The sequence below is a fragment of the Bacillus sp. 05T21 genome (assembly GCF_056396785.1).
In genome coordinates this window covers 137,532-157,755 of the sequence record NZ_JBFTMD010000005.1, presented here as the reverse complement: position 1 = coordinate 157,755, position 20,224 = coordinate 137,532, and the positions used below count along the sequence as shown (strand labels likewise).

General features: G+C 33.7%; 19 protein-coding genes and 1 pseudogene. 2 read left to right on the top strand and 18 right to left on the bottom strand.

The genetic code is table 11. The features are described from left to right. The first annotated feature begins 51 nt into the window (after positions 1 to 51). On the top strand, positions 52 to 1,017 hold the full coding sequence (locus AC1DKZ_RS12960; RefSeq protein WP_476996393.1) for a patatin-like phospholipase family protein: 966 nt from the start codon (positions 52 to 54) through the stop codon (positions 1,015 to 1,017). 105 nt (positions 1,018 to 1,122) lie between these two features. Here the strand turns inward: AC1DKZ_RS12960 and AC1DKZ_RS12955 are convergent, their stop codons facing one another. After that, positions 1,123 to 1,290 (bottom strand): DUF3933 family protein, encoded by a 168-nt coding sequence (locus AC1DKZ_RS12955; protein ID WP_002012388.1) that lies wholly within the window; start codon positions 1,288 to 1,290, stop codon positions 1,123 to 1,125. Between the two features lie 12 nt (positions 1,291 to 1,302). After that, the gene (locus AC1DKZ_RS12950) at positions 1,303 to 2,745 is read right to left on the bottom strand and encodes an aminotransferase-like domain-containing protein (protein WP_476996392.1); all 1,443 of its coding nucleotides are present in this window, start codon (positions 2,743 to 2,745) and stop codon (positions 1,303 to 1,305) included. A gap of 122 nt (positions 2,746 to 2,867) precedes the next feature. Here AC1DKZ_RS12950 and AC1DKZ_RS12945 point away from each other — a divergent pair, with 122 nt between their 5' ends. After that, the gene (locus tag AC1DKZ_RS12945) at positions 2,868 to 3,485 is read left to right on the top strand and encodes a LysE/ArgO family amino acid transporter (protein WP_002031419.1); all 618 of its coding nucleotides are present in this window, start codon (positions 2,868 to 2,870) and stop codon (positions 3,483 to 3,485) included. Between the two features lie 48 nt (positions 3,486 to 3,533). On the opposite strand, the gene AC1DKZ_RS12940 is transcribed toward AC1DKZ_RS12945, so the two are convergent. From AC1DKZ_RS12940 to AC1DKZ_RS12865, 16 genes and pseudogenes are all read right to left on the bottom strand, one after another. Continuing rightward, positions 3,534 to 4,784, bottom strand: a complete 1,251-nt coding sequence (locus tag AC1DKZ_RS12940) for an MFS transporter (RefSeq protein ID WP_080220952.1) — start codon at positions 4,782 to 4,784, stop codon at positions 3,534 to 3,536. Between the two features lie 217 nt (positions 4,785 to 5,001). Continuing rightward, entirely contained in the window at positions 5,002 to 5,208 is a 207-nt protein-coding gene (locus tag AC1DKZ_RS12935; RefSeq protein ID WP_000113539.1) for an alpha/beta-type small acid-soluble spore protein, read from the bottom strand. A gap of 121 nt (positions 5,209 to 5,329) precedes the next feature. Beyond that, a complete protein-coding gene (locus tag AC1DKZ_RS12930; protein ID WP_113938254.1) occupies positions 5,330 to 6,172 on the bottom strand; it encodes a sugar phosphate isomerase/epimerase family protein in 843 nt (280 codons plus the stop codon). Positions 6,173 to 6,186: 14 nt separating this feature from the next. Next, the gene (locus AC1DKZ_RS12925; protein WP_476996391.1) at positions 6,187 to 7,191 is read right to left on the bottom strand and encodes a DUF6005 family protein; all 1,005 of its coding nucleotides are present in this window, start codon (positions 7,189 to 7,191) and stop codon (positions 6,187 to 6,189) included. Between the two features lie 22 nt (positions 7,192 to 7,213). Beyond that, positions 7,214 to 7,489 carry a petrobactin biosynthesis protein AsbD gene (gene asbD / locus AC1DKZ_RS12920; RefSeq protein WP_242308669.1) on the bottom strand — a complete coding sequence of 92 codons (276 nt, stop codon included), beginning with the start codon at positions 7,487 to 7,489 and terminating at the stop codon, positions 7,214 to 7,216. Beyond that, on the bottom strand, positions 7,486 to 8,724 hold the full coding sequence (locus AC1DKZ_RS12915; protein ID WP_113938251.1) for an AMP-binding protein: 1,239 nt from the start codon (positions 8,722 to 8,724) through the stop codon (positions 7,486 to 7,488). Before AC1DKZ_RS12915 ends, asbD begins: the two co-directional genes overlap by 4 nt. Then, positions 8,711 to 10,552 carry an IucA/IucC family protein gene (locus AC1DKZ_RS12910; protein ID WP_476996390.1) on the bottom strand — a complete coding sequence of 614 codons (1,842 nt, stop codon included), beginning with the start codon at positions 10,550 to 10,552 and terminating at the stop codon, positions 8,711 to 8,713. The genes AC1DKZ_RS12915 and AC1DKZ_RS12910 overlap by 14 nt, the downstream gene beginning before the upstream one ends. A 67-nt stretch (positions 10,553 to 10,619) precedes the next feature. Beyond that, positions 10,620 to 12,428 (bottom strand): IucA/IucC family protein, encoded by a 1,809-nt coding sequence (locus AC1DKZ_RS12905; RefSeq protein ID WP_431182064.1) that lies wholly within the window; start codon positions 12,426 to 12,428, stop codon positions 10,620 to 10,622. Positions 12,429 to 12,678: 250 nt separating this feature from the next. After that, positions 12,679 to 13,215 carry an N-acetyltransferase family protein gene (locus AC1DKZ_RS12900; RefSeq protein WP_476996389.1) on the bottom strand — a complete coding sequence of 179 codons (537 nt, stop codon included), beginning with the start codon at positions 13,213 to 13,215 and terminating at the stop codon, positions 12,679 to 12,681. 77 nt (positions 13,216 to 13,292) lie between these two features. Further along, entirely contained in the window at positions 13,293 to 13,973 is a 681-nt protein-coding gene (locus AC1DKZ_RS12895) for an MgtC/SapB family protein (RefSeq protein WP_002012374.1), read from the bottom strand. Between the two features lie 158 nt (positions 13,974 to 14,131). Beyond that, the gene (locus tag AC1DKZ_RS12890; RefSeq protein WP_002135778.1) at positions 14,132 to 14,788 is read right to left on the bottom strand and encodes a YkyA family protein; all 657 of its coding nucleotides are present in this window, start codon (positions 14,786 to 14,788) and stop codon (positions 14,132 to 14,134) included. Positions 14,789 to 14,802: 14 nt separating this feature from the next. Further along, entirely contained in the window at positions 14,803 to 15,624 is an 822-nt protein-coding gene (locus tag AC1DKZ_RS12885; protein WP_088039235.1) for a peptidoglycan-N-acetylglucosamine deacetylase, read from the bottom strand. Positions 15,625 to 15,758: 134 nt separating this feature from the next. Then, positions 15,759 to 16,019 (bottom strand): annotated as a pseudogene (locus AC1DKZ_RS12880) (sensor histidine kinase); the annotation flags it as partial. Between the two features lie 62 nt (positions 16,020 to 16,081). After that, a complete protein-coding gene (locus AC1DKZ_RS12875) occupies positions 16,082 to 17,083 on the bottom strand; it encodes an LCP family protein (protein WP_476996388.1) in 1,002 nt (333 codons plus the stop codon). A gap of 358 nt (positions 17,084 to 17,441) precedes the next feature. Further along, positions 17,442 to 19,745 carry a glycoside hydrolase gene (locus AC1DKZ_RS12870; RefSeq protein ID WP_476996387.1) on the bottom strand — a complete coding sequence of 768 codons (2,304 nt, stop codon included), beginning with the start codon at positions 19,743 to 19,745 and terminating at the stop codon, positions 17,442 to 17,444. A gap of 221 nt (positions 19,746 to 19,966) precedes the next feature. Further along, positions 19,967 to 20,179, bottom strand: a complete 213-nt coding sequence (locus tag AC1DKZ_RS12865; protein WP_404454926.1) for a DUF6366 family protein — start codon at positions 20,177 to 20,179, stop codon at positions 19,967 to 19,969. Positions 20,180 to 20,224: the final 45 nt, after the last annotated feature.

Sequence of the window (20,224 nt, the reverse complement as noted above, 5' to 3'; positions counted from 1 at the left end):
ACAATACGTGCTTTTTTTCCATTTTCATTTTTTAGAAAGGAAGTATGTTCAATGAAAATTGATGGTGTTTTTGAAGGAGGCGGTGTACGCGGAATTGCGCATGTGGGGGCAATTTGCGCGTTAGCCGAAAAAGGATATGAATGGGAGCGCGTAGCTGGAACATCAGCTGGTTCAATTATCGCAGCGCTTTTAGCAGCTGGATATTCTTGTTCCGAATTAAAAACAATAATAACCGACATTGATTATAATAAATTTATGAAGAAAACTTTTCTTGATAGAATCCCGTTTATCGGTAAAGGAATAAGTGCATGGTCTACTCTAGGTATTTATTCCAATGTATTTATAGAAGAGTGGCTTGAAGAATTACTGCGAAAAAAAGGCGTTCACTTATTTACAGATTTACCTGATTTAAACAAACTCAAAATTATAGCTTCTGATATAAGCAACGGTAAAATGGTTGTCTTCCCCGATGACTTACCAAGCTACGGATTTTTAAATTATCGCTTCTCAATCGCTAAGGCAGTAAGAATGAGTAGTACAATCCCTTTCTTCTTTGAGCCAGTAAAATGGAGAACACAAAAATGGAAGCAGCCTTGTTATATGGTTGATGGCGGGATTTTAAGTAATTACCCAATTTGGATTTTCGACTCCCCTACCTCTCCTCGCTGGCCGACTTTTGGATTTCATTTTGTAAAAGATGAAATTCAAGCTGATCCTGCCCATTATAAAGAACCTATTTCCATGTTCAAAGGACTATTTAAAACAATGATGCAAGCTCATGATTTACGGCATTTAGATAAAGAATCAAAAGCAAGAACAATTACAATTCCTACAGGGACAATTACAAGTACAAATTTTGAGTTAACGAAAGAAGAAAAAGAATGGCTGTACAATTCTGGTTATAACTCCGCAAATAAGTTTTTACAATCTTGGAACTTCAGACAATATGTTGATGAATATAGAGACGGAAATCAGGATCGAAAAACAAATCGATTTTTCCGTCAACTTGACTCATAATACTTTTATTTTCATACGAGAAGACTTGACGCTTTAATAGTAAATAAGCCTAGTAATTTCATATATTACTAGGCTTATTTATCTCCTACATACCACACACATTGCTTAAGGATAAGTTAACCCTTCAGCTTCTTCCGCGGTAATTACTATGTAACGGTTTCCGGTTCTTAATCCTAACAGTTCTGCTTTTTCAACTGCATCCTGTTTTGTCTCCGCATAAGCAGCTAAATATTTATCCCCATCGATAATTTGGCAAATCACATATTGTTTCATGTTTTTCTCCTTTTACCCTTTAATTAATTGCGCAATCTTTTTTATTCCAACTTCAATTTCTTCTACAGTTGCATAGGAATAAGAAAGACGTAAAAATTGGTTAGCACTTCTATCATACAAAGTGCCTGGGTTTAACAACACCTTTTCTTGTAAAGCTTTTTCAAATAAACTACGATTCGAAATTGGTAGATTTATATGTAGCCAAATGTAAAAGCTTCCTGCTGGCTCATGCCAAGTTGCAATGCCACTACAATACTTTTCTAACATACTTATCATAAAATCTCTACGTTTTTTCAATTCACTTCTTACAAACTGTAAATGTTCATCATACAATCCATTTTCAAACCACTCCGCTGCAATCTGCTGGGATATAGAACTTGAACCATAATCAGTTTGCATTTTTATATCTGCTAATCTTTGAATAACAGATTCTGATCCAACAACCCACCCAATTCTTAAACCAGGACTAATGACTTTGGACATACTTCCAATATGTAGCACGATCCCATTTTTATCATATGCCTTTAAAGGTTTTGAAACTGGTGCATCGAACCATAAATCTTGATATACCGCGTCCTCAATAATAGGTAATCCAATTTCATTACATATCTCCATCACTTCTTCCCTCTTCTTAGCGTTCATACTAAAATTGGTCGGATTATGAAAAGATGGGATTGTATATAAAATAGATGCGTTAAATTGTTTCTTATATTTTGTAATGTATGAAGTATTTATACCATTCTCATTCATTGGTATTCCAATCAAGCGCATTCCTGCTGATTGAAATACATTAAGCGAATATAAATATGATGGTTTTTCTAATAAAATTGACGCTCCTTTCGGAAGAAGCCCCATAGAAATAAGCTGCAATGCTTGAATTGCCCCTGAAACAATTAAAATAGAGTCAGGAGATACATATACCCCATGCCCTTTTAAATATTCCGCAATTTTTTCTCTTAAATGGAGATTCCCTTTCGGTTCCTCATACCCAAGTGGAACATTTGATTGTAAAATTTTATTAATAATACCCTTCATCTTTTTCTCAGGCAAGAGACTCGGTGAAAGTTCACCTGTTCCTAATCGAATTACATTGGGAGTAAATTCAGCTTGATTAATCTCTTGTACAGCAGGAAGATTCGGATAATGAAGTCCTGTTTCTACGTAAGACTGCCAGTTTGGAGGCGGGGCATATGTTGAAGTATTCTCACTATTTTTTATAACAATTGTTCCCTTCCGTCCATTCCCCTCAATATACCCTTTTGCTATTAACTCATCGAAAGCCATTACAATTGTACTTCGGTTCACTTCAAACGCATGCGCCAAAGCTCTTTGTGAAGGTAATTTAGTTCCAATTGTCCATTCCCCATTAACAATTCTCTCTTTTATATAAGATTCTATTTGTTTATACAAAGGAATAGATGAAGACATATTAGGTTTCCAAACGAGCCTTTCCATTATCTCACCTCACATATTTTATGGTTGGTAACCTATCCAACCATATGGATGGATACAAATTTTCATTTCTTCTATACAATATAGACTATCATAATTAATCAAATTAAGTAGGAGGTAATCTGATGAGTGAAGCAATTATTCACGGTATCATCCTTGCATTTGGTCTTATCATTCCATTAGGTGTCCAAAATGTTTTCGTCTTTAACCAAGGCGCTAGTCAACCAAATATTTGGCGAGCTGCTCCTGTAGTCTTGACTGCATCTATATGTGATACATTATTAATATTAATTGCTGTACAAGGTGTCTCTCTTGTCCTCTTAACTTTCTCTTGGTTAACAACCACCTTGTATATGATTGGATTTTTCTTTCTTATGTATATGGGCTGGGTTATTTGGAGAAGCGATCCTTCAAATGATGTAAAACAAGAAAAAAGCATGCCTTTAAAAAATCAAATTATTTTCGCCGCATCAGTTTCATTACTAAATCCACACGCAATTTTAGACACAATTGGTGTAATCGGAACAAACTCTATACAGTACATAGGAAGTGAGAAATGGGCTTTCACTTTTGCAACAATTATAGTTTCTTGGATCTGGTTTATTAGTTTAGCTTTTGCTGGAAAATTTCTAAAAGGATTTGACTCGACAGGAAAAACGATTATAGTATTAAATAAAATTTCAGGGCTAATCATATGGGGAGTCGCACTTTATATGTTAAAACAAGTTGTTTTTCCTAACTAATTAAAGAGAATTGCATGTTATGTAATTGGCATGCAATTCTCTTTCGCATTATGAAGTTGGTTCCGGTTTCTGTTTTAACATCATTTTATCTTTTGCTGGTTTAATCCAAATAATTGCTATGACAGCACCAATAGCAGCGAAGATGCTCGTTAAATAAAACACTTCATGGTCTGCCCCTTTCATAAAAAAAGAATACAGGGGTGGTCCAGCTGCTACACCGATAAATCGCATTGAACTATAAAATGACGTAACTGTCCCCCTCTGCTCTTTTTCAATCCCTTGTGTAATAAGAGCATCTAGACATGGTAACACCATACCAATTCCTCCACCCATAATAACGAGACAAAGAAGTAGCAAATAGATTCCTTTTAGAAATAAAGGTAAGAAGACAGAGGCAGCAGCCAGTAAAAATCCAATATAGATACACTTTTTCATAATATCTTGTTTATCTCCAATTTTTTTACCAGCCATATATGAGCTAAGTGATAGTACAAGTAAAGGAATAGCAAGTACACACCCTTTCCATATACCATGAATATCGTACTTCGACTCCAGTATAGTTGACAGATAAAAAAGTATTCCGAATAAAATAAGCATAATAATTGCACCTAGTATAAAAATGGCAATTAACCATCTTCCCTTTTCTCGAAACGTAGAGATAATAGATTGAATAAATTCTTTAAGTGGTGGGACTTCTTCTTCTTGTTTCTTCGCCTTTACTAGTACCAGTAGTAAAACAATCGATATTACACATAAAACTGGAATCGCCCAAAATGGTAAGAACCATACAATAGCTGCAAGAGCTGATCCTAATATGGGACTCAATACTTTTCCAAATGTATTTGACGTCTCAATGATTCCTAAACCTGCACTAACCTGTTTTTCATCTTTGTATAAATCACCGACACATGGTATGACAACTGGCATAGCACCAGCAGCACCTATCCCTTGAATTGCTCTTCCGATAAGAATCCAAACGTAAGGGTTATCAACTTTCCATGATACCCATCCCGTTATCGCTCCTCCAATAGCTGCAATTAATAAACTTGGAACCATTACCATCTTTCGTCCCCATCTATCTGATAAATAACCAGCAATCGGTATAAGTATAATTGCAATGATAGAATAAATTGTAATTATCATGGATACTTGGAAAGATGAAATATGTAATTTCTTTTCAATGGTTGGCAGGATTGGAATAAGCATTGAATTACCTAGCGTCATAACAAGTGGAACTGATGCAAGTGCAATTAAACAACAGTTTTCTTTTTTTAACATGTTGATTTCGGAACCTTTCATCATATATTTCTTACCATATAATAGCCCTGCTGGAAATTATGTTTACATTCCACCAGGGCTATTTCATCTTTACTACTTTCCATTTACAACAAAAGAAATTGGGTAAAATATAGCATTACTCCTATTCTTTGAATCCTGTTCACAATATATCCATACCAATTAATTGAAAATAAAAAAGAAAGGAAGAATCCTTCCTTTCTCCTATAACCTTCTACATTTAGCGAGTATATCCGCCACCAAGCTGTTGTTCTGCCATCGCTACAAGGCGTTTTGTAATTTCACCGCCTACAGAACCGTTTGCACGTGAAGAAGTATCAGCTCCAAGCTGTACACCAAACTCTTGTGCAATTTCATATTTCATTTGATCTAGAGCTGCTTGTGCTCCATGTGATGCTAATTGATTAGCGTTACGATTTCTAGCCATTACCGATCACCTCCTTATATATATTAAACTGTATCAAATCCGAAATTAAATACATGGTAATTTTTGGTTATTGATAAAATAAAAAAAAGTCTCCTAAACGAGACTCTTTCATCATTTCACCTTATGAACTTACTACTTCTAATTTTCTATTCGTTAATGCTTTCATTTCTTCTTTCAATATATCTTTCGCATTATGCCCAAACCATTCAAGCGAAGCAAAATGATCAGTATCTCTCACTTCCCGGATGATTTCATCATAGTTTACAATACCTTCAAATAATGGAACCATTCCTATACGACTTCCAGCAGCGGCATATACATTATTTGGTTCAAACACGTGTAAATACTCCGCTGATGATATATTCTTAAAATGGTAATGTTGTATCCACGGCTTTAATCGATGAAAACTATCTACAGGGTCTGCACCAGACTCCCATATATGAAGAAAATCAAGGTTTATTTTTAAATATGGATGATTTACTTCTTCTAACAATTTCAAAGTAGACGGCAAAGTATCCGTTAACGTATTTGGATGTGTTTCTAATAGTATATACATATTATGCGGAGCAAATAGATCACAAATCATGCGAATTCGCTTCACATACTCTTTTCTCTCTTGTTCCGAGAAATCCTCACTACCTTTTTGCCCGGCAAACGTACGAATTTTATTTGTATTAAACCAATTAGCTAGTGTTACCAGCTGTTCACATTTTTCCATCGTTTTTTGAAAATCCGCTAATAATGATATGTCCAAGTAATCACTTATCATCGTAACTTCTAAATTTTTATCCTTTAAATAATCTATTTCTCGTTCTGTCGTTTCACGCTCTTGTATATATAAATTTTGTGCATGGGTCCCCCACAACTCAATTCCTTCAAAACCGTTTTCATATGCAAATTGAACAATATCAGTAAATGAAATTAGTTGATGGCGAAATGAAATTGTACATAGCGAATATTTCATTGGTTTGAACTCCCTTATCTTAAATTCAATGAACTTGTATTAGTTAAGAAAGACTGATTTGTTGTAATTTCTTTCCATAACAGAAACTGTTTCTCTAGTTCATCCTTGATTTGCAGTTCAATTGTATTCATTTCATCAAGTTTTTCAACAATTGGTAATAACATATCTTTATTATTTGTCATTGCCATTTTAATAGCACGGTACTGTACATTTGTAAATCCTTGTACAATGTCTTCCACTCGATCACACCAATAATCAAATTCTTGCTCCGAATATTGTAAAGTTTCACGGAAGTATGCAAAGGCATGTTCATAGCTATATTTACGTATTGCCAATACGGGTATTTGCTTTACTGCCGTTACGAGCCCGGAAAGTGAATACCCACCCTCTTCATTTACCATTTTTATTATTAATTTTTTTAATTCCATTGTTAGTTCATTATCATCTTTTTTGAATGTTTCCATGAAATAACTTTCTACCATCTCTTGTGTTGGCTTCTGAATTCCTTCTATATCAATGAAATAGCCTCCACCAAATGGGTTGTCTTTAACAGAATGGAGCACTTTTTCTCTTTCCATATTCCCTTCCCAGCGAAAATCAGGATCAAGCATGAACCATTCATCTTCTTTCTCTGTCTTCGATATCATTAAGTAATGCGGAAACGGTTTTTGATGAAACTTATTTTCTCTCTCAGGCAATAAAGACATATCAACCATTACAATTACGTAACGATTTTCCGGCTTATTTTCTACTAATTCTAAAAATGTTTCTACATTGCTACTTTTATCTTTTGAATGATCGTACCATTCGTTCACTTTTATCCCATACAATTTTTCATACCAAAGCAAGTAATTGTCATGGTTAATGTTTTCGGAATGATAAGAAATAATCCCGCCTTCTGTTATATCAAAGTCTCCATCCCATAATCCGAAATAAAATGGACGGAAATCCATATCACTACGCCTTTTTATAATTTCACAAAAACAACTCACTAAACAGTGAACTTTAATTGAAGTCATACTCTCATCCACTTTCTCAAATTTAATTATTCATATTTACTGCTTGTAACGGCTTTAACTCTTCCATAAAGTCAAGCAAAGATCCTACTGTAAGAAACGCCTTTGGATCTATCTCATCTTCTGGAACACATAACTTTAATTCCATTTCAATGTATACAATAAGCTGTAACATCATTACCGAATCTATATATAAATCTTGATTTAAACGCATCGTTTCTTCTAAATGTGTTACATTTTTCAGTTCCATTTTTTCTCTCATAATACTTAAAACTGCTTCTTTTAACATTTCACGACTCATGTTGTTATCTCTCCCATCTCTAATAACTTCCGACTTACTTTCCCTGTTTTATTTTTCGGAATCTCTGCTACATTTTCAATTTCATGTGGCACTTTATAAGACGGTAAATGCTGTATGCACCATTCTCTTATTTGTACTGGTTCAATACGAGAGACTACTTTCGCTTTTACTATTTCTCCCATCACAGGATGCTTGCCCCGGTATACAATTGCCTCCTGAATACCTTCTAATCGAAGCATCGTTTCTTCCACTTCTATAGGAAATACCTTTAGACCGGACACATTAATAACATCATCTATTCGCCCCATGAAATGAAGGCCTTGCTCAGATCTATAACCTAAATCTTTTGTATAAATCTCCTTTTCAGCAATTTTCACTACGATTTCTTCAGGTTCATCTTCATTTGAACCTATGTTAATACTTACATGAGGAAGTGGTTTTCCTAAATCCAAATGTGTTTCCATAGCATGACATATACTAATGCAACCAGCTTCAGAACAGCCGTACTGCTGCATCATGTATTTCGTCATGCCCTTTAACTTATAAAATAGCGTTTCTGGCAAAGGTGATCCTGATGTCATAATTTTATGAAACTGAAAAGTCCCTTGTGGAAAACTCCCCATAATATGTAACATAAGTGGTACTGCGTATATGATATGTTTTTCGGTATTACGAACTATATTTAATGCGAATTTAGGGTTTTTATTTGTAATGATTATAGGCTTACTACCTCTCGTAATTGCTGATAACGTGCCACAAATTAATCCGTATGAATGTGAAACTGGAGCCATTACAATTGGCACTTCGTCTTCTTCACATTTTAAAGCTTCATTGTAAGCGGCAATTTCTGTTTCAATTTCCGTCCATGCTCTACGAATCAGTTTTGGCTCTCCTGTTGTACCTGAACTATACTGCAATAAAGACGGTTCTTCTTGTAATAGATTTGGAACTTCTAATTTTGTAAAGTCGTTACTTTCTCCGTATAAAAGTGCAGTACACTTTGCGCGCTTTGCCATTTCAATAGCTGTATCCTTTGGCGTATCTTCATGAATAAGTAGTACAGATGCTCTTTTTTCTTTTAGGAAAAACACAAGCGTAATAATATCGAATGGATCTTTCAGACAAAGTGCAAATCTATTTCCTTCTGCTTCTTGAAATTGTTCCACTCCCTCGTAACCTTGTAATCTCAATTCAAAATCATATTTGCTAAATTCTTGTTTATTAACGATTAGCATGATTTCCCCCTGTAACAACTGATTTTTGTATTGTAAGTTGCTTTGCTCTATACAATGGATTTGGAACTTCATGAACAAGCGATTCCACATCCATATATAAACGACGCTTCGTTAATTGCTCTGCATGAAATGTAGGTGCATATAATTGTAATGCTTCAAAACGTTCTTTCAAATGCGAAAATCTTTCAAAATGATCTTCTATTTCTTCAACAAGAATGATCCAAAATTGTTCCTCTTTCAACTGATACTCATCTGCCAGCACGAAAGCCAGTTCACCTAGATTGAATAGGAAAAGCGCATCTAAAACCATTTCTTGTAAACATTCAATACGGTCCATTTCAAAGAAATCATTCATTTGACCATTCGCATATGTTTTATGCATTTTAGTAAAGTCAGGACATTTTTCGAGTTCTTTCAAAAATGGACGATAAAACTCCAGTCCTTCATGAAAATCTTTTAGTGCAATACGGACTGGTATTCCCTCTTCATGAACTAAAATCATGTTTTGTCCATGTGATTCTAATGCGACTCCATGCTCTACAACGAGGTGTACAACTGGGATAATTGCTTTTTGAATAAGCAATTGTAACCAGCTTTCTACTCCATATCTCTTTAACCACAAATCAATAGTTGGTGTCCCATTTTTTCCCTTGGCATATAAACCGTTAAATGGGATTGCCTCTTCTTTCTTATCTAAATATTTGTGAACGCTTTCGCGCCAAATACATCCTAATGAGCCATACGTAGCTTTTTTATTCGCATCGTACGTAACACTCGAAAATTCATTTAACAAAATTAAACGCGATTCATCCCTTAAATAAGGGTCATGATTTACTATATCTTTTAACCAATTCGATATAGCAGGTGCACTCACAACCGAATGTGGTTTTAATGTACGGATAGTTGAAGTATTGAGTAAATTCATTGATAACTTTACATATGGTTTCTCTCGATTCGTAACATTTCTTAATGTCCGCATCGACTGCTGCGCGCAATAATCATCTTCTGATTTCCCTAAATAAATAATATATTTATCCTGTATATGGTCAGTATAATTCGGAATAATAAAGTTCTCCCACTGCCAAGGATGAACAGGTATAAACATGTACTTCTTCGAATCACAGTCCATTGTTCGAATACGATCCATATACTCTTCGATTTTCTTTTCACCAATTTCTTCTTTAAAGGTACAGTTATAACTCTCTTCACTTTCATATCCTACAGTCGTATATTTCTCATGAATTGCAATCCATATAATTTTCATTGGTCGCATAAATTCAAATCCATATTGAAAATTATCACGATATTGAAACCCGATGCGTGCTTTATAACTAGGATGATACGGGTGTCCATCTATTAAATGACTTTCAAGCTCATCATAAGATTTCGCAAGATAGTCTTCTTCACAACTTCTCTCATATTGTGCAATCGTATCTTTAAAGATTGTTTGTTCTAATTCTTGAATAAAAGAATCCAATTTCGTTCGATCCACTTGAACAATCCGAAAAATCTCCTGTAAAAATTGTGAAACTGATTGTATTTCTTCTTCCTCATCTTGAACTCTCATTATTAATGAGTCATGTAAACAAATACGCCCAAATGTCATACGTTCTTGCCCATAGCATTGGTACATTACATTTTGATCCTTTTCATCAAGACCTTGTATAATAAAAAGTATTTGCTCTCCCTTTTGTATACGAATCGGCGGAATGATTTCTTCATAAATTAACGATTCTACTAATTGCCGGAATACTCTTCTTCTTACTGAAATGTACTCTTTTGATTGGAGTGCCTTCAATATTTTTATGTGATAAACTTCTTCTTTCATAAATCCCTCCGCTATAATACGGAATATCAAATTCCATTATTTGTATTACGTGAAATTTTAGCACTACTTATGAACGAACAGCCACTTCTCTAACGAGTGGATTATCTACTTGTACATAAATTGCTTGCTCTAAAGGATTTGTCAGTTCATCAACATCGAAAAATCTCGTTAGCAAATTTGCTTTACATGCCAATTTATTTTCTTCCAACAATTCACTTAAAAATGTAGAAGGTTCGCGGTTATATGGAAGGAACGCTTCAAGTACAGACCTTAATTCCGAAAGAAGAATTTCCTCCTTTATTAATCCTGCTGTACCAAAACCGTTAATTAGTCCAAACATATGATTAAAAATTAAATAGTAACGAAATCTTTCATCTACAATGTAATCGTCATATAAATTCCCAGTACGTTCGCCAATACCCGCTAGTTCATTATCTAGCACTGACTTCATTGAATTGCAGAAATAAAAACCTTGATTATCACGGAAGTAAAACTTAACTGGATAACCATCTTTCAATTGAACAACACTATTTTGTTGATGCGCTTCTAATGCAACGCCATAACGTAAATACATCCATACCATCGGCTTTAAAGAGATATTCATATATCGTCTAAACCACTCTAAACTTACTTCTTCACAGCTTCTACCTTCTAAATCCGCTAAGTGATGAATAATATTCGATAAACGAGTACGTTCTCCCGGTATAGCATCTTGAACTAGTCCTGCAATTAAAGTAACGTCATTTGCATGTTCACTATAAAAAGGATTCTCTCGAATAATCACTTCAAATCCAGACTCTTTTGCTCCATAATTTAAGGTAATAAAGGCTGGATCACAAATAAAATCAAAACCTGGATACTTTTCTAGTACTTCACCAATTGACGTATTTAACATTTCCTTCCCTTCAAGGCCACTCTCAAGTTCCTTCAACTTATTAATGCGCATTGAATTTGTTACTTTCACCGGAAATGAAAACTTAAGCATATATTTCGAATGAGGATGATATAGCGTCCTAAGTGATGATGTTGCCATATAATACTTACCTACGGGACCCATATACTCAAGTACTCCTTGATTTATCCACTCTTGTACATAAGGTTGATGTAATAGCCATTCTGCTTGTAGCGGATGGATTGGAATTAATGAATATTCATCTTCTTGACAGTACTCTTCAATAAATTCTTGACCTACCTTTTCATCGTTCTTTAATTCCTTTTTTATCATCGCCGTTGTAGAATCTTGTAACAATGACTTTTCACTTACTATACTTTTATGTGCCCGAAAATAGTGAAGTTGGCACTCCCCTTTTAATTCAGGAGAATACATGGAACTTTTCCAATCCAATATACCTTGTCTACTCTTTGGTGTAGGATGAGTTAAATGTCCAAATAATAAAGATTGCTCCGCCTCAATAAAAGTTGTATGGAAACCATATAATGCAGATGTATCTTCTGCTCTCTTTTTTGTAAATTCCTCAATATTTTGACAACTGCGAATAACTCGAAGCATAAGTTCATCAGGATTCGTACCTTCTCCATAGTTAATAGACATTTCCTTTATTAAAAACATAATAACCGTAATATAATCTGCTTTAATAACATTTTTATTTTCGCCAATTTGGTAATAAAATTGTTCTCCAAATAGATGACGGTCCGTTGACGATTTATATATAACTTCCCCATACAAAGTAACGTTTTGTGCCGATAACCGACAGCATAAATAAGTGGGGATAGCGTCTCTTTGAAATGAATGACAGAAAATATTTTCCATCCTTTTATCCTCCGTAATCCATTCTCCACTTCCTGTTTCTCTTAAATAACAATTTAAAAAGCTTTGTATTGTTGCATGTTCCGCGATTTGTTTCGCATGCTGCATACTGCTCCTCCTCTTTTAGACGAACACTATCATTTTTTTGTAAAACTTCTGACAGTTGAATTTTATTATCAACTATGATTTTAATTGATAATGATAATCATTTCAAGAAATATTTCAGAATTTTTTTATCTAGCTAAACTTTTCACCTTTTCAAAACATTTAATCCGGCAACAAAAAAATACACCAATATAATAATTGATGTATTTTTTCATTCTCGCAGATTAAGTTTACATAATAATATTATCGTATTCTAATTTGATAGTGTTTTGTATAAACAATCCATATCTCGCCAAGCATATGCTATTTCTTCTACATTTAGTCTTTCTAAAAGCTTCGTGTCAATTTTTTCAGGATTATATTTTTCATAAAACTTTTTAGAAGGGTTATTAGCAACAACCCAAACTAACAGAGATTGCATATTATCTTTTTTACATTCCGATAGCAATGCTTGAAATAATCTTTGTCCTATCTTCATTCCTTGATATTTTTGTAAAATGTATATTGCATATAATTCCCCATCACAATTATATGTACCTGTTCTTTCAACTCCCCCATCGATAAATCCGATAATTTCCCCAGTTAACGTCTCTGCTACAAATCTATATTGTAGATTGTCTTCTTTTTGAAAAATGTTTTCCCATTGCTTTTTTCTTTGTTCAAATGTTAAATTTCCTAAAATTTCGTTAGCGAATATCCCAGTATACGTCGTTTTCCAGCTTTCCACATGCACTTTCGCAATTGCCGAAATATCAGCTTTCATTGCCTTTCTAATATGTATCTCCACCATACTCATCCCCCTTAGAAAATAATTATAGCAAAATGTTTTGTATGCATAAAAAAAAGAGTGATATTACATCACTCTTTTTATCTACTTTCAACTTCTACTGAAACAACATGATCGATTTCTTTTAAAGAACTATATAATTCAGTTGTATATAAATCTTCTGGAGCTAAAATGACCATTTCCAATTGCTGAGATGCCCCATTATCAATATCTTTAATTTTCACTCGTTTTACTTGCATATTTAAATTTTTAATTTGCTTAAAGATCCCGTCTAACTCTCGATGTTTGTTTACGGTAATTTTTATGGATAAGTCCTTTTGTCTTAATGAATAAGGGCCTGCAATTTTCACAATTTGCGGAAGTACGTTAATCGCTAATATAATTAAAATCATAGCAACCGTCGCTTGTATATAAAACCCTGCACCAATCGCAATACCTAGTGCTGACGCGGCCCATACCATAGAAGCCGTCGTTAATCCTGAAATAACGTCATTATTTCTTCGTAAAATTACCCCTGCTCCAAGAAAACCGATCCCACTAACAATTTGAGCGGCGAGACGCATTGGGTCCATGTTTGTATGACCCGGTACAGAATAAACATTCACTGATTCAATTGAAACCATTGTAATTAAACAACTCGCTACGGAAATAACCATACTTGTTTTCACACCAAGCGGTTTATTCTTTAGCTGCCTATCTATTCCGATGAATAATCCTAAAAAGAGTGCTAAACCTAATTTGAATAAAAATTCATATGACATATTTCATTCTCCTTACTTTACAATGTTTCCCTTGGAACAATCCACTATAACTCTTTTATGATATCAATTCCAGTCTTTTCTATTCATTTAAAGTAAAAAACCGAAAAAACATTTTTGACAATGTTTCCCCGGCTTTTTATTATAATTAAGGTCTTTCTTTATTTTTGTTCTTTAATTTTAATTTGTGCATCTTTATAAAATGCTAACTTATTATCATTATACTCTTTTGTATGTTTATTAAATTGTTCTTTCGCCTTTTGTGCTTCCACATTTAACTCATTAACAGTTTTAACTTTTTCACCAATTTCTTTTAACTTCGTTTCTTTTACTTTTAATTTTTCATACAGTTCTTTTTCAGTCGCTAACGCCTTCGTGTAATTCTCATTCATCTTTTGGAAGGCATCATAACGATTTTTATACGATTCTTCTACTGTTTTTGCTTGTTTTTGTAATTTCTTATCTTCGAGTTTTTCAATATTTTTTTGAACGGGTGTCGTTTCTTTCTGCGCTTTTTCTAACTGTTCCTTCTCGTTTTTCAATACTTTTTCACGCTCGTCTACATTTGCAGTAGCTTGCTCTATTTTCTTTGAAACTGCTTCATTATGCTCTTTACCTTCTTGTAAAATTTGAGAATAAAGTTCTTGTCCTTGCTTTTCTAACTTCTCTAATTTTTTTGTGTCATCTGCTAAAGATTTTTCTTGTGTAGATGCTGCTTCAAAAGCCGTAAATAAATTTTCTTCTGGCTTTTCACCGAAACAACCTGATAATAATCCTACTGATAATGCTCCAACTACTGCTACTTTTCCATATTTCAACTTCAATTCCTCCATTACATACGGTTATCATGCCAGAGGTTCACGGGGAAGTGATTCTCTTCATGATATGCTTCAAACTCATAACCTTTTTCTTTTAGACCCTTTAAAATTGCTGGCACAGCAGCAACTGATTGCGGGTGAATGTCATGCATTAAAATGACTTCTTGCGGTTTTGTTGCACCAGCTAATACATTTTGAGCGATTTGCGCTGCCGCTGCATCCACTGGTACTTTATTGTATTTCCAGTCTAAAGAGTCAATTGTCCAGTCCCACACTTTAAGACCACCCTCTACTACTTTGTTTCGAAGGTCTTCATTTAAACCAGGCTTCGACCCGTATGGTGGACGTGTTAATTGAGGTGATTTTCCAATAATATTTGCGATTAAGCTTTGATCTTCTTTCATTTCATTAACATATTCGCCATTTTTATATAACTTCGCAAAATTGTGTGTCATACTATGCATTCCAACATAATGTCCTTCTGCATTTTCACGTTTTACTAAATCAGGAAACTGTTTTACATTCGCACCAATTAAAAAGAATGTCGCCTTCGCATCATGCTGTTTTAACATATTTAATAATTCAGCCGTATATTTTCCTGGCCCATCATCAAATGTAAGATAAGCAACTTTTCTTTCCATTCCGTTAAAACGACTTGGCGCCGTTTTATTCATTTCAACTTTCTGTTGTTCACTTGCAAGCTGCACTATATTTTCTTGCTTCGCAACAGCTTTTGCTGGTGAAGTAATAGATTGAAACATGAAATACCCAATAGCTACTATTGCAATCGCTACTGAAACAACTGCAACTCGTTTAATTTTAAAAGCCTTTTCCATTCTATCGAATTCCTCTCCCTATTAATCTTATATATACATCACCCAATATAATTATACATCTATTTATTTTATTACACTATATAAACAATCTAAAATATGAATTATAATGGGAGTTTTATCAAAATTGTTGTTCCTGCCTCAACAAGCTCTTTATTCTTTTCATACCAATTCTTGATTGCACTATGTACAACTTTCAAGAAGATTTGTTTTAACCTGTTTGATCTTCCATCAATTCAATTCGCTTTCAACTTGCAATGAGATGAATTTATTTTCTCTATTTTAGGAGTTAATTACCAAATTCTTTCCTCTAGTATATCGTACAATTGCACCTTTTGTTTATATAAATTAAAATGATTTAACTGTAGACGTGAAAAAACTAGTAGCCCTTCTACTAAAAATAAATGAAGCAGTCCATTTCCATAAAAAAAGATTGGCTGAGGCCAACCTTTTTTTATACTTATTCATTTCGATTTGGTTTTGGTGTAACACCTAAATGCGCATTTAACTTATCCGAAATATCTTTTACATTCTTTTCATTTGGAATGTAATAATAAATACCACCAATACGTTTATCCGTTCCTTCTATTTGCATCTTTTCCATTTGCAAATCAGAGCCTGCCATATTTTTCGTAATAGCAAGCATATCATCAAACGTTAAGTTTGTTTTCATATTTTTATCAACTGCATCAAGTAAAGAGCCCATTTTACTAATAGATTGAACAGACATTGCTTTTTTCGCAATTGCTTCAATTACAAGTTGTTGTCTTTGACCACGCATTGTATCACTGTCAATTTTACGCGTTCTCGCAAGTGCAAGTGCTTGTTCACCATTTAAATGTTGGTAACCTTTTTCTAAATGAATCATACCTGCTTGGTCTTTACTATCTTGTTCAGTGAAAGTAACAGGTACATCAATATCAATACCACCAATTGAATCTACAATTTGTACAAATGACTCAAAGTTAAACTTCACATAATAATCAACTGGTACATTTAAAAATCTTTCCACTGTATCTCGTGTACTTTCAACACCACCAAATACATGTGCGTGTGTAATTTTATCTAATTTTTTTCTAGATGGAATATAAACGCGTGAATCACGCGGAATACTTACTAATTTAACTGACTTATCATCTTTATTAATTGTCGCTAATAAAAGTGCATCTGTTCGAACCGCTTCACCATATTGGCTTTTTCTCATTTCGCTTCCATCGACACCCATGATTAAAATCGAAATATTATCCTTTAAAGGTTCCACTTCTTTGTCCCTTTTTGATGACTTATCAATTTTTGCATATGCATCACTTACAACAGCTTTTGCTTTGTTATATATAAACGATCCATATCCTACTCCTCCAAAAACAAGTAGGAAAAATGGAATTAAAATGAACCATTTTATTGATTTTCTTTTAGAACGTTTTTTACTGCTTCTCGTATCTTGTTCTAATTCAGAGCCCATGTTCATTCTCCTCTCTTTCTCTTTTCCTAGTATAATGTATGTCTAGTAATCTTCATATTGAATTTCCTTTCAATTACCTTACATTTTTGTAAGGTTACTTCATGAATCCAACATGTATTTCATTTCACATTATACTCTTGTGCTTATTTTTGGCAAGTCACTATTTATCAACTTAAAAAATCCAATACTTCGGAATATTCAAATTCACATATTTATTATTCTGTTATTTGCAGGTAGTAAGATTTTCACCTCACAATTTAGCAAGAATAAAGAATCAAGTTTGTGCCGTACCATCTTGATTGGTGATGACTAATAATCAGTGAGGGATAAATCCCCCACTGATTAAAGTTTCACTTTATTATTTCTCATTTGGTGTGTATATCATTTGCTTCCCATTATTATTAATTAAAGCTGACTTTGCTTTTATTTTCGTTTTTTCTATTTCTACATCTTTATTTGAGAAATTCACAATGATTTTAATATCTTTTCCATATGAAGTAGATTGTACTAGCTTATCTTCTGACAAATATGCAAAGTTCGTCATTTCTTCTTTTACTGCCTTTTCATGAACATCATTCCAAGCTTTCAGATGCTCTGTAATTTCTTTTTTATGCTTATTCCACTCTACTTCATCTAAATGGTACAACGGAGGAACATTATACAATAACTCATATAACATACGATTTCCAACCTCGTCCTTTACCTTCAAACTTCCCCATTCCCAGTGGTGCGTTGTAATAACCGAATCATTGTATACTAGTTTATATAATGGCACCGAATATACTGGATTTATATATACTTGCTTATATTCTTCTTTTAACGGTACTTGTTTTGCATATTTTTCTGGAACATTTTGATTTGGTGACCAATATCCACCGACATAATACGGGCTTGTTTTATTTTTTCTCATATCTTCATCGTCCCACTTAATAACTGGTGTTTCAATTCCATGAGCAAATGCAATCGTACTACTTGCAAAATCATTTCCGCCCTCAGAGCCAACTACCATACCTTTTTCTTGCGCAATGTAATCCATTCGTTTTAATCGTGCTTTTAAATCTTGTTCTTGTGTCGTTACATGTTTTGCCGAATAGTCATCATAAATTTCACCCGTCGCGTCACAATCAATAAACCATGAATTATATTTCGGGCCATTTTGTAATATATCGTTCATTCGCTCTTTTACACTAGGAAGTGATAATGTCGGATTTAATTTTCGGCCTCTACCTAGAAACCCTTGTACTTTTTCTCCATTTTTCTTCGTTACAGTACCCTCTTCATATAACGTTGGATCATTAAAGGAAGCTGTGTTCCAATTTTTATCACCTTTTTCATGAATAGAATGATAAGAATCATACGGACCAACTAAATATCCCGTTTTCTTAGCTTCTGTAACAAAATTAGGCTGCATATATCCTTGTTCCCAGTTCGGGAGACCAATCCATGCTTTGTCTATTCCTGCTTCTTTCATTTCTTTTATAATATTTGTTCCATCTGCGTTACCCCATTTACTTACTTCTTCAACCGCATCACCAAGTATCGACTTTAATAAATGCTTATTTAAGTTATATAATTCCATCTTCGATAAGTGATCTACACCTTTTTTTAATAACTCACTAGCCTCCTGATCAACTTTCGGGAAAATATCCTCTTTATACAATTCCTCCATTGATAATACTTCGTTTACATAACGCAAAATAACATTTTTTTGATATTTATCAATGAAATCTTGTTTACTTACTTGTTCAAATACATTCAGTTCTCCAGGCTCTGAACTATTCTTTTGAATAAGCTCTTTTATATGGCTAAACAGCGGTCTATTTATTTGCTCCCTTAGCTTTGGCCAATTTACGTTACTTTCTGATAAACCATTTTGATTCCAAAAATAAAAATGAGCTGCACCGTAAAGTTTTTCAATTTCTTTGTTTTTTCTAGCCTTTTCTTGTAATGTTTTAAATTCACCTTTTTCAATAATATTATCCTTATACAGTTTAGCAATACTTACTGCATCATTATTTGTCACATATAATTGAAATCCATATGTTTTATTTTTATTTATACTCGGGAATTCATGTGTAAAATCAAACCCTATTTTCGGATCTGAATGAAATTTCAATTCATTATTAAACATATTGTTCGCAATATATACGATCGAATATTTAGAACCATTTAATGCAAAAAACTTCATAGAAAATGATTCAGCAAATGAATATGCATCATCCTTTAAAAACTTCTTCCAATTCTCATCATTACTCGGAATTTGCTTACCTTCCCATAACGGAAGTGTATAATTTTCAGCTTGCACTTTTGGCCATGTAAAACTTTCTGCACCAGTCGATTCCACTTCAATATTTAAGTGGTCTTTTTTCTTTTCTAAATTTACTTTTACTTTTTGATCCGGATATTCCCATGATGTATGATCCTTGTCTTTTTTCAAATTCGATACCTTCATTTTGGGTAACGGTTGTGATGCCTGTTCTTTTACACCATCATGTTCTACAGTTAACGTAAAAGTCTCAGGATTTACATCGTAAGTAAAATCTTTATACGTCGCTTTCTTTATTTTAGACTCTTGTAAAGCATCATTACCTTTTACATCACACCCGACTAAAGTCGAAAATGACAATGTTGTAAGAAGACATATCGCTATCATTTTTTTCATCTTCTGCACCTCCACCAATGAATATACAGGAGGTTTGTTACAGGAATATGGCAAAAAAATAATAGAGCTAGCATTATGCTAGCTCTATTATGAGCAAAAAAAATTTACGTATAACTATAATCTGTTTAAAGAAAATATGTAATACAGTGGGACTTTAATCCTTGTTTTTTTATTCTCACTAATAATTAGATCAAGCAAATCTAAATTCCATCAAGCTTTCCTTAACTGAAAAAGTAACTATATATAATATATCCTAAAACTAGCACTAAAATTAATATCCCTGTACCTTTCCAATTCATACCACCTGTCATATCAGCGGGGCTACCTGATTCCGCCCTGTTGAGTCCATCATTCAAAGAACCGGTAGGATTATTTTTCAATTCACCTTGTCTCATGCGTTCTCTTTTTTCTTCTGGTGACTCTTTTGAACTCATATAATCACCTCTAAAATTAATGTTCATTCCGAAAAATCCCCTTTA

What these genes read in the sequence shown, in the direction of transcription:
- AC1DKZ_RS12960 (WP_476996393.1), top strand. Translation starts at nt 52, where the DNA reads ATGAAAATTGATGGTGTTTTTGAAGGAGGCGGTGTACGCGGAATTGCG.
- AC1DKZ_RS12955 (WP_002012388.1), bottom strand. Translation starts at nt 1,290, where the DNA reads ATGAAACAATATGTGATTTGCCAAATTATCGATGGGGATAAATATTTA.
- AC1DKZ_RS12950 (WP_476996392.1), bottom strand. Translation starts at nt 2,745, where the DNA reads ATGGAAAGGCTCGTTTGGAAACCTAATATGTCTTCATCTATTCCTTTG.
- AC1DKZ_RS12945 (WP_002031419.1), top strand. Translation starts at nt 2,868, where the DNA reads ATGAGTGAAGCAATTATTCACGGTATCATCCTTGCATTTGGTCTTATC.
- AC1DKZ_RS12940 (WP_080220952.1), bottom strand. Translation starts at nt 4,784, where the DNA reads ATGAAAGGTTCCGAAATCAACATGTTAAAAAAAGAAAACTGTTGTTTA.
- AC1DKZ_RS12935 (WP_000113539.1), bottom strand. Translation starts at nt 5,208, where the DNA reads ATGGCTAGAAATCGTAACGCTAATCAATTAGCATCACATGGAGCACAA.
- AC1DKZ_RS12930 (WP_113938254.1), bottom strand. Translation starts at nt 6,172, where the DNA reads ATGAAATATTCGCTATGTACAATTTCATTTCGCCATCAACTAATTTCA.
- AC1DKZ_RS12925 (WP_476996391.1), bottom strand. Translation starts at nt 7,191, where the DNA reads ATGACTTCAATTAAAGTTCACTGTTTAGTGAGTTGTTTTTGTGAAATT.
- asbD (WP_242308669.1), bottom strand. Translation starts at nt 7,489, where the DNA reads ATGAGTCGTGAAATGTTAAAAGAAGCAGTTTTAAGTATTATGAGAGAA.
- AC1DKZ_RS12915 (WP_113938251.1), bottom strand. Translation starts at nt 8,724, where the DNA reads ATGCTAATCGTTAATAAACAAGAATTTAGCAAATATGATTTTGAATTG.
- AC1DKZ_RS12910 (WP_476996390.1), bottom strand. Translation starts at nt 10,552, where the DNA reads ATGAAAGAAGAAGTTTATCACATAAAAATATTGAAGGCACTCCAATCA.
- AC1DKZ_RS12905 (WP_431182064.1), bottom strand. Translation starts at nt 12,428, where the DNA reads ATGCAGCATGCGAAACAAATCGCGGAACATGCAACAATACAAAGCTTT.
- AC1DKZ_RS12900 (WP_476996389.1), bottom strand. Translation starts at nt 13,215, where the DNA reads ATGGTGGAGATACATATTAGAAAGGCAATGAAAGCTGATATTTCGGCA.
- AC1DKZ_RS12895 (WP_002012374.1), bottom strand. Translation starts at nt 13,973, where the DNA reads ATGTCATATGAATTTTTATTCAAATTAGGTTTAGCACTCTTTTTAGGA.
- AC1DKZ_RS12885 (WP_088039235.1), bottom strand. Translation starts at nt 15,624, where the DNA reads ATGGAAAAGGCTTTTAAAATTAAACGAGTTGCAGTTGTTTCAGTAGCG.
- AC1DKZ_RS12875 (WP_476996388.1), bottom strand. Translation starts at nt 17,083, where the DNA reads ATGGGCTCTGAATTAGAACAAGATACGAGAAGCAGTAAAAAACGTTCT.
- AC1DKZ_RS12870 (WP_476996387.1), bottom strand. Translation starts at nt 19,745, where the DNA reads ATGAAAAAAATGATAGCGATATGTCTTCTTACAACATTGTCATTTTCG.
- AC1DKZ_RS12865 (WP_404454926.1), bottom strand. Translation starts at nt 20,179, where the DNA reads ATGAGTTCAAAAGAGTCACCAGAAGAAAAAAGAGAACGCATGAGACAA.